Annotated in this window: 4 protein-coding genes; all 4 read right to left on the reverse strand. The window is 64.4% G+C overall.

Annotated features, from left to right (window positions below):
* Positions 1-17: 17 nt before the first annotated feature.
* Positions 18-8,729, reverse strand: a complete 8,712-nt coding sequence (locus tag GJ700_RS25025; RefSeq protein WP_195764011.1) for a beta strand repeat-containing protein — start codon at positions 8,727-8,729, stop codon at positions 18-20.
* A 28-nt stretch (positions 8,730-8,757) separates the two neighbouring features.
* Positions 8,758-9,879: a ShlB/FhaC/HecB family hemolysin secretion/activation protein gene (locus tag GJ700_RS25030; protein ID WP_154379071.1), complete on the reverse strand. Its 1,122-nt coding sequence runs from the start codon at positions 9,877-9,879 to the stop codon at positions 8,758-8,760.
* A gap of 157 nt (positions 9,880-10,036) precedes the next feature.
* Entirely contained in the window at positions 10,037-12,322 is a 2,286-nt protein-coding gene (locus GJ700_RS25035; protein WP_371868117.1) for a CHASE2 domain-containing protein, read from the reverse strand.
* A gap of 24 nt (positions 12,323-12,346) precedes the next feature.
* A complete protein-coding gene (locus tag GJ700_RS25040; RefSeq protein WP_154379073.1) occupies positions 12,347-14,005 on the reverse strand; it encodes an HD domain-containing phosphohydrolase in 1,659 nt (552 codons plus the stop codon).
* Positions 14,006-14,224 lie beyond the last annotated feature (219 nt).

The raw sequence follows: 14,224 nt of genomic DNA on the forward strand, positions 1-14,224 counted from the left end.
GCCCGCTTGCAATATACTCAGTTGCAATACATCTTGCGGGTTGGCTCTTCTTTCTTGGGTGCGCTGTCCTGCGGTGCCACGCCATCCTTTTTCTCCTCTTTCTTCGATTCGCCCTCCGACTTGCTGCTGTCGGAAGACGAGCTCGACGACGAACTGGCCGTGGCCGCGGCGCCGCCGCCCGTGCCGCCGCCGGTGGCGGTTTGCGCGGGCGTGGTGTCGGCCACGTTATTGACCGTGGTATTGATCAGGTTCACGGCGGTATTGATCGCTTCGCGGACCGGTTCCGCCTCCTTGGTCTGCTGCGCTTTTGCCGCCGCTTCCGCTGCTGCCTTGGCGGCTGCTTCCTCTGCCGCTTTCTTCGCCGCCGCATCGGCCGCCGCCTTGGCCGCCGCGTCAGCCGCTGCCTTGGCCGCCGCTTCTTCCGCCGCTTTCTTGGCCGCCGCTTCGGCTGCCGCCTTGGCCGCCGCTTCCGCCGCTGCCTTGGCCGCCGCTTCTTCCGCCGCCTTGGCCGCTGCTTCGGCTGCTGCCTTGGCTGCGGCCTCTTCCGCTGCCTTGGCTGCCGCTTCGGCCGCTGCTTTCGCCGCGGCTTCTTCAGCTGCCTTGGCCGCCGCTTCGGCTGCCGCTTTCGCCGCGGCTTCTTCGGCGGCTTTCTTCGCGGCCGCTTCCGCTGCCGCCTTCGCGGCGGCTTCCTCGGCGGCTTTCTTCGCGGCCGCTTCGGCTGCCGCTTTCGCGGCGGCTTCCTCGGCAGCTTTCTTCGCGGCGGCTTCCGCCGCGGCCTTGGCGGCAGCTTCTTCCGCAGCCTTTTGCGCCGCTGCATCCGCTGCAGCCTTGGCAGCCGCTTCTTCCGCGGCTTTTTTCGCTGCCGCATCGGCCGCTGCCTTGGCGGCGGCTTCTTCCGCCGCTTTCTTCGCCGCCGCATCGGCTGCCGCTTTCGCCGCGGCTTCGTCGGCGGCGGCTTTGGCCGCTGCCGCCGCCGCCGCATCGACAATGGTCGGACTGGTGCCGCTGGCGAAGATCGAGCTTGCCGCCGTCACGGAACCGGTGACAGTGGTAATAGTCACGCCACCGGGGCTGTTGATGCTGGCGCTGCCGCCCGCCACGATATCGCCGGTGTCGGCGGTCATCGCCACGGAACCCGACGTGCTGGAAATCGAACCATCAAGGGCGATGCCGGTGCCGGCATCCATCGAAATATTATGCACGGCGGACAGCGACGACCCCGACGCCAGCGAAATATTGGTGCTGGCGTCCAGCGCGATGCTGTCGGCATTGATGGCCGCCGACACATTGATCGGGCTGTGCGCCGTCAGGCTGATGGCGCCCGATGGCGCGCTCAGCGCGCCGGTGACGCTGATGCCGCCCGCCCCGGTATTGTCGACGGTGATGCCGCCATTGGTGCTGCTGACCGGGCCCAGCACCAACGCATTGCTGCCGGTGGTATTGACCAGCGAAATACCTCCTGAACTCGTGTTGGTACCGGTATAGGCCTTGATCTGGTTGCCCGTATCGGTCAGCGTGACGCCCGTTTGCGAACTGGTGTTCAGCGAATTGGTCACCAGCGGGCCATTCTGGAAGATGCCGCCGCCTTCCGTCACATCGAGCGTCATGCCGGTCTGCGCCGTCGTGGCTTTCATGACCAGGCTGCCCGTGTTCTGCGAAATCGACAGCGAACCGGGAATCGAGAACGTGCCGCCGCTTTGCGACCAGTTTGTCGTCACGGTCACCGAATTCAGGCCGCTGACCGTGCCGCCGCCCTGGGCGAAGCTGTTGAACGAGACATTGCCGCTGCCGCCCAGCGCACCGCCCACCTGGACGTAGGTCGTGCCATTGAGCGTCCCCACCACGTTGACGGTGCCGCTGCCCAGCGCAAGGCCGGCGATATTCGACGTGTGGCTGGCGCTCGTCCCCAGGGTCAGTGCGCCGCCGCTCATTTGCAGCTTCTGGCCGCCGGTGACGGTCAGCGTATCGAGCGTGACGGAACCGCTGGCCAGCACCACGTCGCCGCTTGCCAGCGGCAGGACGGCGGCGGCCACATTGGCGCCATCCGGCGCGACGCCGCCCGACCAGTTGTTGGCGGTGGTCCAGAGCAGGTCCACGCCGCCCACCCACGTCGACAGCGGCCGCTGCGTGATGTCGGCCGTGACGCCGGTTGGCTGCGTCAGCGTGTAATTCGCCGCATCCGTGCCCGACAGCGCGATGGTGGTCAGGGTCAGCGGCTTGGCCGTGCCGACATTCTTGTCCGCGTAGCTGGCCGTAAAGGCGCCGGCGCTGACCACGTCGCTGCCGATCACGCCTGTCAGCGTGCCGCCGGTGGTGGTGGCGGCCGTCGTGCCGTCGTATTGCCTGGCGACGCCGGTAATGCCCGGCATGGTCAGCGTGGCCGGCGTGATGGCGGCGGTCAAGCCGGTCGGCACCGTCACCGTGTAGTTGGTGGCATCCGTGCCGGTCAGGCTGACGGCACTCACCGTCACCGGCTTGAGCGTGCCGACGTTCTTGTCGGCAAACGAAGCGGTGACGGCGCCCAGCGCCACCGAGTCGCCGCCAAAGGCGCCCGACAAGGTGCCGCCGCTGGTATTGGCGCCGGTGGTGCCGTCGTAGACGCGGGTCAGGCCCGCGATGCCGGACACCGTCAGCGGCGCAGCCGTCACGTTGGCGGTCAGTCCCGTGGGTGGGACCACCGTATAGTTGCCCGCATCGGCTCCCGTCAGCGCCACTTGCGACACGGTGACCGGCTTGGCCGTGCCCACGTTTTTATCCGCGAAGGCGGCTGTCACCGTGCCCATGTTGACCAGTTCGCCTTCGATGACGCCCAGCAGCGAGCCACCCGACGTCGCTACGCTGGTGCCGGCGTTGTAAACGCGGTTGGTGGCCGTCAGGCCGGACACGGTCACCTGCGCCGCCGTGATATCGGCCGTGACATTGGTGGGAATGGTCAGCGTGTAATTGGCGGCATCCGTGCCCGTGATGCTCAGTGCACCGTTCGGGATGGTGATGGCTTTGGCGGTGCCAACGTTTTTATCGGCAAAATTGCCGGTGCCGATCGACGAATTCAGCGTCACGGTATCGCTGCCCAGCACGCCGGACAGCAGCGGTGTGCCGGCCAGCGTGACGGACGTGCCGCCGTTATAGGCGCGCGACGTGCCGGTGATCCCGGTCACCGTCAATCCGGCGGCCGTGATGGCGGCCGTCAGCCCGGTCGGCGGCGTGACCGAGTAATTGCCGGCGTCGGTTCCCGTCAGCGCCACCGACGACACCGTCACGGACTTGCCGGTACCGACGTTCTTGTCCGCGAAGTCGGCACTCACCGTCCCCATCAGCACATTTTCACTGCCCAGGATGCCCGCCAGCGTACCGCCCGTCGTGGTGGCGGCCGTCATGGCGTCATATACGCGGCTGTTGGCCGTCATGCCGCTGACCGTCAGGATGGCGGGCGTAATGTTGGCGGTGAGTCCGGTCGGCATCGTCACGCTGTAGTTGCCGGCATCGGCGCCGCTGGTCGCCACGCCGGACACGGTGACGGTCTTGCCGGTGCCGACATCCTTGCTGTCGAAGTTCGCCGTGACGGCGCCCATGGTCACCACGTCGCTGCCCAGGATGCCGGCCAGCGAACCGCCGCTGGTCGATGCCGACGTCAGCATGTTGTAGGTGCGGCTGCCGGCGGTCAGGCCCGACACCGTCAACGTTGCCTTGCTGATGTCGGCCGTCAGCCCGGTCAGCGCCGACACCGTGTAATTGCCGGCATCGGCGCCCAGCAGCGTGATCACGCTGCCCGGCGCGGTGACTGTCTTGCCGGTTCCGACGTTTTTGTCGGCAAACGACCCGTTGCCCAGCGTGGGGCTGGCGCTGACATCGTCCGTCGTGCTGCCGACCGTGATGATGCCCGACAGCACGGGGGTGCCGGACAGTGTCGCGGTGGTGGTGGTGTCGTAGGTGCGGCTGACGGCGGTCACGCCGCTGGCGGTCAGGGTGGCCGCCGTGACGTTGGCGGTCAGGCCGGTGGGCGCCGAGACACTGTAGTTGCCGCTGTCGGCGCCGGTCAGGGTGAAGGCCGAGCCTGGCAAGGTGATGCCCTTGCCCGTGCCGACATTTTTATCGGTAAAGGTGCCGGTGCCGACGCTGGCGACGCTGACGACGTCGGAGCCGATCTTGCCGGAAATGGATGGCGTGCCGCTCACGGCGGCCGTCGTGGTGGCGTCATACACGCGCGAGACGCCGGACAGGCCGCTGACCGTCAGCGCCGCCGGCGTGATGTCGGCGGTGATGGTCGGCAGGGTCAGCGAGTAATTGCCGGCGTCAGTACCGCCCAGCGAGAAGGCGGAATTGCCGATCGTGATGTTTTTCGCGGTCCCGACATTTTTATTGGCAAACGTGGTGAAGCCGGGCGTGTAGCTGACGGTGACATTGTCGCTGCCGGCCTTGCAGCACAGCGTGGCGGACGACGTGTTGAGGGTGGCGGCCGTGGTGCCGTCGTATACACGGTTCACGCCCAGCAAGCCGCTGACGGTCAGCGGTGCGGCCGTGATGGTGCCGGTGCCCGACGTGCTCGACAGCGTGTAATCGGATGCCGCGGAACCCGTCAGCGAGACACTGGCGCTGAGCGGCTTGGACGCGCCGACATTCTTGTCCGCAAACGACACGGAACCCGACATGGACAGGTTCGATGCGTCGGCCGTGATCACATTGTTGATGGTGAAGGTTGGCGACGCCAGCGACGTGGTCGCGTCATACACTTTGCTGCCGCTGAACACGGCCGTTACCGGACGCTGCGCAATCGTCAGCGACGACGACGCGCCCGTGTAGCTGATGTCGTACTTGGTCGACGACAGGCCGCCCGGCGAATACGTTCCCGCATGCAGCGCGCCGCTGGTGCCCCAGCCCAGCGTGCCGCTCAGGCTGGACGACGAGTCGCCGCTGGTGAAGCCGCTGTATGCCGGCGTCGGGTCAAACGCTTGCGCATTGCCGTCATAGGTTTTACTGATGGTGCCGCCCGTCAGCGTGATCGAGAGCGGCACCAGGAAGTCGCGCAGCATGGCCGTGGTGCTGCCGTCATACAGTTGCCACGTGGTGCTGAAATTGAAGCCAGTGTAATTCGACTGCTGTTTCAGCTGCGCCGTCGTGCGGCCCGTGGCGGCGGGATCGGTTCCCCCGGCGCCACTCTGCTCATTATTCCAGTACAGGCTGGTGGCTGTGCCACTGTTATTCCCGACCGAACCATGCACCTGGGTAAAGCTGCCGGCGCTCAGGGCGCCCGTACTGTACGACGTGCCCAGCGTGCCCGTCGACGTGCCGGCCAGCCCGCCCAGATTCGCATGGGTCGCGCCACTGTCCGTGGAGGAAGCGCTCACACTGCCATTGGCAAAGGTGTCCGTGACGGTGCCGGTGTTATAACCGACCAGTCCCCCCACGTACCCGCCGCCCGTGACACTGCCGGTGGCATACGATTTCGTGACCGAGCCGGCATTGTAGCCAACCAGCCCGCCCGCCACGTCCGCCGCGGTGGTGACAGCCCCGGTGGCAAACGACTTCGTGATGGCGCCGCCGGCGTTATACCCGACCAGCCCGCCGGCCTTGGCCAGGCTGGACGAGCCGGATGCCGTGACGGCGCCGGTCGCGGACGATCCCGTGATCGTGCCCTGGTCAGCCCTGCCGACCAGCCCGCCCACTGCAAAGACGCCGGAAACGGGCACGCTGCTGGTGACGCCGGAAATCACGCCGCCGCTGCTGCCTGTGATATTGCCCACCACGGCGCCGGTCTGCTGTCCGCCCGTGATGGAGCCGCCCGTCATCGCCAGGTTTTTCACGGTGCCGGCGCCCACGAGTCCGAACAGGCCGACCGCATCTTCGCTGGCGCGGCTGATGGTCAATCCCGAGATGGTTTTATTGTTGCCATCGAAAATGCCCGCATAGGCATTGGTGCTGCCGAGCGGTGCAAAACCCTTGCCGGCATTCCAGTTCGACGTGGACGAGGCATCGATGTTATTGGCCAGGATGAAATTGTCCGTGTAGCTGGCCGATCCCGCGCCCTGCAAGCCGTACACGTCCGTGATCTGGTACGGTGACCCGCTGGAACCGTCGCCACCCAGCACGCGGGTGAAACCCGCGCTATCGAGCTTCATCTGCCCCAGGCTCAGCGACGGCAGCGAAGCGGCATTTTGCACCCACTGGCCGTTACCCAGGTAGAGCTGGCCCGTCACCGAGACGGACGACGGCACGATGAACTGGTCTTCCGCCGTCAGGAATAAATGGGCGCCCCAGCTCAGCGGCTGGCTGATGGTGATGTCGCCCGACGCATTATTGCTGCTGACGGTGAAGCTGAGATTATTCGTGACGAAACGCGACATCGACGACGTGGGAATATTCAGCACGCCGGACGTTTCACTGGACGCGCCCAAATCGATGGAATTATTGGAAATAATGCCGACCACGTTGCCGGTGATGTTCTGGTTGATGGTCATCTTCCCGGCGGTCATGACCACGCTGGCGGCGGAGGTCAGCGTACCGTCCACGGTAATGCGGGCATCCGTGGTGTCGGTCGTCGCCAGCACCAGGTTGCCACTGGCCGCGACGCTGCCCAGCACCTTGATGTCGGCATCGCCGCTGGCCACGATGTTCAGCGCGCCGGTTGGATGCGACGTTGTGGTGTTCAGTGCATTGACTTCCACGTCCGGACTGCCGGTGGAGCCGGTATGGGTGAAGGTCAGCGCGCCGGTGGTCGACAGGCGCTGGATTTCCGCTTCGCTGAGCGCCAGCGTATTGGCGGAATCGGCTTCCGTGCCCCCCAGGTGCAGCGCCTGGCTGGTGCTGCGCGCGACGGCGGAAATGCCGCCCGCGCCGGCGCTGACCGTACCCTGCAAATTCATGTTATCGCCTTGCAGGATGATCAGGCCGCCGCCGCTGGAAATGGCCGTGCTGCTGCCCGTCACGATGCCGTTGCCGTAAGCGGACTGCAACGTGATGGCGCCGCCATTGCTGCTCATGTTGCCATTGATGTTCAGCGCGCCGGACGAGCTGCTGGCCTGGATGATGCCGCCGCCCGACGACGTCACCGCGCCCGTGCTGAGCGTCTGCGCGACCAGCAGGACATTGCCGGATGCCGAGGCCGCGACGTTGCCGCTGATGCTGTTCGATGTGTGGTTCAGCGAAATACTGCCGGCCGCGGCCGATGCCGTGACCGATGCGGCCGTGATGGCGGCCGATTGCGAAATCGAACCGCCGGTCGACGTCAGGTTCAACGCGGCATTGCTGCCGGAAACGGCGGCATTGATGGCGATATTGGAATCGGCCAGCAGGGTCAGGCTGTTCGAACTGCTCCACGAGAATGGATACGATACCGTCAGCGTACCGGTGCCGCTGGCGCTGCTGGTGGTCGTCACTGTGATGTTGTTGTTGGCCAGCGCCGCCGTCAGCCGCCCTACGTCCAGTCCACTGCTGGTGCTGGTGCCGCTCTCGGCAAACTGGTTGCTGTTCAATGTCACGTTGCCGAACGATTCATTGTCGATCGTAATACTGGTCGGATCCAGCAACAGCTGGCCGGTTTTACCGAGAGGCGCCCGGGTATCGGCGCTGCCCTGCATGTCGAGATAGTGGCCCGAGGTTTCGATCAGGCCGCCGTCGCCGCCCTGCGCGCCGCCGCGCGCCGACAGGCTGCCGTACACCCGCGTGGCGTTATCGCCCCACGCGATGATGCGCCCGCCGGCTCCCTTGCCCAGCGCGTCGGAACGGACCTGCGCCTGGTCGCCGATATACGTTTGCTGCGCGTTCGGCACCGACGCATCCTTGCCCTGATAACCGCCGCCGATCAAAACCTGGCCGCCGCCGGCGTCGCCGCTGGCGTCGACCTGCGCATCGTCCATCAAGCCGACCCGCTGGCCCAGCAAGCGGATGTCGCCGCCCTGCCCCGCGCTGTTGACGGCGCTGGTGGTGGAGCCTTTTTCCAGCAAGGTGGTGCCGGAAGCCTTCAGCACGATCTTGCCGTTTTCACCCCGCACCGCGCTGTCCGCACTGACCTTGCCGCGCTGGTTGACCAGCGCGCCGTAGATGCCGACCCGCCCGCCCGAGGCCAGCACCTGCCCCAGGTTCAACGCCTGGTCGGCGGGCGCCGACACCACCACGTGCACCGAGGGGTCGCTGGAATCGACCAGTTGTACCGTGTGGCCCGCCGCCAGCACCACGTCGCCCTGCGGCGACGTGATCACGCCACTGTTCTCGACGCTGGAACCGACCAGGAACACGCGGCCGCCGCCCGGCGTCGTGATCGCGCCTTCGTTCGACACCTTGCCGGCATTGACCCCGCTGAAGCGGTTGCGCCCTGCCAGGAAATCTGTATCGGACAGCGCCAGCGACGACGCCACCAGGCCATTCACGTCGACCCGGGCATCCTTGCCGAACATGATGCCATTCGGATTGATCAGGTAGACGTGGCCGTTCGATTGCAGCGCGCCGAGGATGCGGCTGGGATCCTGCCCCGTGATGCGGTTCAGGACCCGGCTGTCCGCGTTTTGCTGAATGAAGCGCGTGATTTCATTGGGCGCGATGGAAAAGCTTTGCCAATTGATGATGGCGTTCGGCGTGTTCGTAATGGAAAACAGGTTGCCACTTTGCTGGAAGCTGGCCTGTCCTGCGATCACTTGCGGGGCGGTGGGATTGGCGTCAGCGGAGGTATAGCAGGCGGCGATCAGGACAGCGAGCACTTTGCGGCGCAGTCCGTGATGGACGGGATGGAGGTTCATCTTGCCTTCCTTATTTGCTGTGGCGGGATCACCAGCGCATGCCGATGCGCACGTGCAGGCGGTTCTTGTCTTCTTGCGGAACGATGCTGGACTTGACCACGCGGCCATAGTCCACTTGCAGGTCGACGTTCTTGTAGATGTTCATGCGTACGCCGACGCCGATACTGCGCACGGTATTGCTGCGCAATTCGCCGGGCAAGTCGCGGTTGCTGCGGAAATAGCCTTTGTCGTAAAACACCAGCGCCCGGCAACGCCAGCGGACGTATTCGCCGCACAACTCCGGCGAATACAGCTCCACGTGCGCGGCCAGGCCACTGTCGCGCGCCAGCGCGCGGTCATTAAAGCCGCGCACCAGCAAACCGCCGCCGGCGCCGCCCGCGCCGAACTGCTCGCCCGGCAACAGCACGTCGCTCGTATATTGGCCCCGCACGCCGGCCCGTACCTGGAAATCGCTGGGGAGTTCGCGCGTCAATTGCGCGGCCAGCCGCAACACGCTGTAATTCGCGCTGGCGCCGGGGCGCAGGCGTGCAATGTCATCCTGGTGGCCGCGCGGTGCGCCGATATTGTGCAGCAAGGTGACAGATCCGCTCACGGTCCCCTCGTCCAAGGTCCAGTTGCCGCTGACATTCACGCTGAGCGGCGTGACCGTCACATCGTTGCCCGGTTCCACTTCCTGCAGCGGACCGTTGGCGCGGTAACCGCGCAGATCCGCGCCCAGGCTGAACCGCGATTCATAACCACCGCCGGACGCCAGCATCTGGTTCCAGCGCACGCCGACCGCCGCCCCTTTACCGGGATTGTCCAGCGGTCCGGGCCACAGGCCCACGTCGCCGCCGGCGGTATTGCCTGCCCCGCCCATGCCCGCCGTGGCGCCCGTCCGGCCTGCTCCGCCCACGCCGCTATAGCCGTCATGGCGCGCGCCGGCCTGCGACCAGCTGCCATACACATCGAGCGTATCGCCGCGCCGCGCCAGACCGGACAACGGGAATGAATAGCCCAGCTGGACGCCGGCCCGCACCTTGCTGTCGCTGTTGTCCAGCACCGCCTCGCCTTTGACATTCGCCTTGTCATCCTGCGGGTCCGCGTATGCCGTGCCCGCAGCAGCGGCAAGGGCCGTTGCAGCCAGCAAGTGCACAAAACGACATCTCATGATGCCTCCGGACAGCAGCGCCAACCACCGCCCATAGCCGTTTGATAATTTAGCTAATAAGAAATGGTTGTTACTTTAAGTTTAGTCCGATTTATCAGTGAAGTCCGCAACTTTCGGGCGCGCTGATGCAGGCGGGAGACACTTTGATAGCAGCCTGCTATTTGGTTTCAAACTTGGTCACGCCATCCCAGTCGTCGCCCGGCGGATGCTCGCGGTAGACCGCGATCCGCTCCAGGTACAGCGTGTACAGGCCCCGCGCATGGGCGGCATTGAGTTCTTCCAGCATGGCCTGGGCGGCGTCCCACTGCTGCTTGCGCACCAGCGCCAGCGCTTCATGCCAGCGGCCGATTTCAGTCCGGTCGGCTTCCGTTAAATCCTTGTCCAGGCAAACGGGCTCGAAAATCGCCACCGGTTCGTTCTTGCCCTTGACTTTCACCAGGTCCAGCTCGCGGTAGGCGAATTCCGTGGCGGCGTGGCGCGTCACTTCGCCCACGCAAATCCCGACCCCATAGACCTTGGTGATGCCTTCCAGGCGCGAACCCAGGTTGACCGCGTCGCCCATCACCGTGTACGCGCGGCGGATTTCCGAACCCATGTCGCCCACGTGCATCGGGCCGGAATTGAGGCCGATACCGATTTTCAGCTCCGGCCAGCCGCGCTTGATGAAATCGTCATTGAGTTTGTGGGCGCTTTCCTGCATTTTCAGCGCGGTGGCCACGCCACGGCTGGCGTGGTCCGGGAATGCGACGGGCGCGCCCCAGAACGCCATCACGGCGTCGCCGATGTACTTGTCCAGCGTGCCCCGGTAATAATCGCGGATGTCGGTCGACATCGCCGTCAGGTACAGGTTGATGTATTCACGCAGCTGTTTCGGCGTCAAGCCTTCGGAAATCGTCGTAAAACCCCGCACGTCGACGAACATCACCGTCAGTTCGCGGCTTTCGCCATCCATGTTGTATTTTTCCGGGTCTTCCGCCATCTCCGCCACCAGTTCCGGCGCCACGTATTCGCCGAAACGGGACACCAGCGCGCGGCCCCGGCGCACTTCGAAGAAGTAGCCCCAGGCCACGTTGAAGATGAACAGGGCGGCGGCCAGCAGCAGGATCACGGCCACCTTCAGGACCGTGTCGAGGTGGCTATATGCATAAAAGTTGGCCCCCGCCGCAGCGCCCATCACCGCCAGCGACAGCAATACCGACCAGACCGGCGACAGTGCGGGCAAGGCAAAGGTCAGGACCAGGCCGACCAGCAGCGCCAGGGCCAGCTCCATCGGTACGGCGTCCGCCGGGCGTACCTTGAACTGGTCGTCGAGGATGGATTTGACGACATTGGCGTGGATTTCCACCCCCGGATATTCCGCGTTGACGGGGGTTGCCCGCAAGTCGTTCAAGCCAGGCGCCGTGGTACCCACCAGCACGATGGCGCCCTCGAGGAATTCCTGCGGCACCCTGCCCTTGATCACATCGACTGCCGACACGTAACGGAAGGCGCCACCGTCCGGGCCACCCTTGCCGCGGAATTGCACCGTGGTCGTCAAGCCTTCGCCAACCGGAATCATGCGGTTGCCTTCCGGGCTGAACACAGCGATCCTGTCGACGCCGCCGGCAGCTTTCTGGCTGGCGGACAGCGTATCGACGGTGGTATCAAACAGCGGATTGATCGCCGTGGCGCCAATGGCCGTGGCCACCGTCGCCAGCGACAACGTCATGTAATAGCCCTTGTCGACCTTTTGCAGCAGCGCCGTACTGCGCACCACGCCGTCGCGGTCCGGGTTCACGGTAAAACTGCCGGCAGTGGCGGCGGCATCCTGCAAGCGCTCGATATTGGCTTCGTAGCCGGTGGTTTCAAATGCGGTCAGTTCGCGCCCGTTCAGGACTTCTTCGGTGAAGGCCGGCCCCGGCAGCACGCCTTTTTTTTCCGTGCCGGACAGGTTATAGCCCAGCACCACCGGCTGGTCTTTCATGGCGCCAGCCAGCAAGCCATCATAGTCCATGGCCGGTTGCAGGCGTTGCAACTGTTTGTCCAGTCCGGGCACCTGCTTCAATTCCCGCTGCGCCAGCTGTTGCAGCACATCGAAGCCGGAACTGGTGTCCGGTTCAGGGAAGGAAACGTCGAAGCCGATGGCGCCGACTTTGTACTTTTCCGTCAACTGGCGCACCAGGTCGGCGACGTGGTTGCGGCTCCACGGGAAACGCCCCACTTCCGTCAGGCTTTTACTGTCGATGTCGACAATGACGACCCGGGGATCGAACTCGGGCTTTTCCAGCCGCATGCGCAAGTCCGCCACGGACGTTTCCATGCGGTCCAGCGTCTCCGACGGCAAATCATTGGTGAGGTAGGCGCAGGCCAGGACTGTCAGCGCCAGCCCCAGCAACCAGCGCTGGTAGTATTTTTGCAGCGCCTTGGCTGCCTTGTCCGCGAATCCGGGAATTTTCAGGGGCACGCCAGCTCCTAGCAAGCAGCAAGATCAGGGGGTATAGCCGGGGATTTTCGATTCGTCGATATGATCGATCTGCCGCTCATCGACGTTCTTGTGGGCGAAGGCCAGATACACCTTTTGCCGCACGAAGATGTCGAACAAGTCCGGGTCGATATGGCCGTTGAGGCTGAAGTTGCCCAGGATGCGCATCGCTTCGGACATCATCTTGCCCTTCTTGTACGGGCGGTCGCGCGCCATCAGCGCTTCGAAGATGTCGGCAATCGCCATGATGCGCGCCTGCACCGACATCTGGTCTTTGGTCAGCCCGCGCGGATAGCCCTTGCCGTCCATGCGTTCGTGGTGGCCGCCCGCGTATTCCGGCACGTTCTGCAAATGCTTCGGCCACGGCAGCGACTCCAGCATGCGGATCGTCATCACGATGTGATTGTTGATTTCCTTGCGTTCCGGATCGGTCAGCGTACCGAAGCGGATGGTCAGGTTGTCGACTTCCTCCTGCGTCAGGAAATCCTGTTCCTCGCGCACGAACGGCGGCTCTTCGCCGCCCGGTTCCTTTTTCTGCACGATGGGGCCGAGCCAGCGCATTTTCGCCAGCTGGCGCACCCGTTCCTGGTCGTCCGGCTTCATCCCTTCGCCGCCGATGTTGGCCATGCGCAGGAACTGGCGGTCCGCTTCCAGTTGCGCCAGTTCTTCCGCCAGTTGCGCATCGATGGCGGCATGGTCGCCGCCGGCCAGCTTGGCTTTCAGCGCACGGATTTCCGCATCGCGCATCAGCACTTCGAAGCGCGCCGACACCATGTGGATGCGGTCGAAAATGGTTTCCAGCTTGGTGGCCTTGTCGACCACGTGCACCGGCGTGGTGATCTTGCCGCAATCGTGCAGCAGACCGGCCAGCCACAATTCCTTGCGGTCCGCGTCCGTCATGCGGAAATCGGCCAGCGGGCCGGTTTCGGCGTTGTGCACGGCCTCGGCCAGCATCATCGTCAATTCCGGCACAAACTGGCAGTGGCGGCCCGTGTACGGCGACTTTTCATCGATGCCGATGTTAATCAGGTTCACCAGCGATTCCAGCAATTCTTCCAGTTGCAGGATCAGGCGCTGGTTGGTGATGGCGACGGCCGCCTGCGCCGCCAGCGCTTCGATAAAGCGCTGGTCGGTGGGCGTGAACGCCAGGATGGCGCCCGTCACCGGGTCTTTCGCATTGATCAGTTGCAGCACGCCAACCAGCTCGCCTTCGTGGTCGGCCATCGGCACCGTCAGGAACGATTGCGAATGGTAGCCGCGCTGCTGGTCGAACATGCGCATGCCGGAAAAGTTGAAAACGTCCGCCTGATACACATCCTCGATATTGACGGACAACCGGAAGTTAGCCGAATATGCGGCTACGGAGGCCAGGTTCTTGTCGCCATGCTCGTCATACAGGGGTACGGCGGGGATGTCGATCTTGTCGCCGTGCGCGCCGCCCTGGCGGATGCCGAGCGTATCGTTGACGGAAATGTGGAAGCACAGGCTGCGCCCGTCATCGCTGGGGCGGTACAGCGTGCCGCCATCCGCATGCGTCATGCTTTTGGCCACCATCAGGATGCGCTCCAACAGCTCATCCGTGTTGTAGCTGGCGCCCAGCGCCACGCTCAACTCCGTCAGCTGGTCCAGCCTCTGCGCAATTTGGGTATGGTTCAGCTCTTGCATGGTTTGTTTTGATGCCCAGACGTAATTATTGACAGTTTAGCTCCCGTGCTGCCCACTGTACATTGGAATTGCACGGAAACGCCGTTTCTGGTGCGTCCGTAAGGGTTTCCACTTCAATTTCGCAACTTTTGGCCCAGATTTCATGAAAAAAAGGCTATCATCGATGCTGACCGTCACTTGCCTGTTCAACCATGAAGATGAAATCCGGCAAGTACGAAA

It is taken from the genome of Pseudoduganella rivuli, assembly GCF_009674485.1.
Lineage (GTDB): Bacteria > Pseudomonadota > Gammaproteobacteria > Burkholderiales > Burkholderiaceae_D > Rugamonas > Rugamonas rivuli_B.

Coding starts and splice junctions, on each gene's coding strand:
- GJ700_RS25025 (WP_195764011.1), bottom strand. CDS start 8,729: ATGAACCTCCATCCCGTCCATCACGGACTGCGCCGCAAAGTGCTCGCT.
- GJ700_RS25030 (WP_154379071.1), bottom strand. CDS start 9,879: ATGAGATGTCGTTTTGTGCACTTGCTGGCTGCAACGGCCCTTGCCGCT.
- GJ700_RS25040 (WP_154379073.1), bottom strand. CDS start 14,005: ATGCAAGAGCTGAACCATACCCAAATTGCGCAGAGGCTGGACCAGCTG.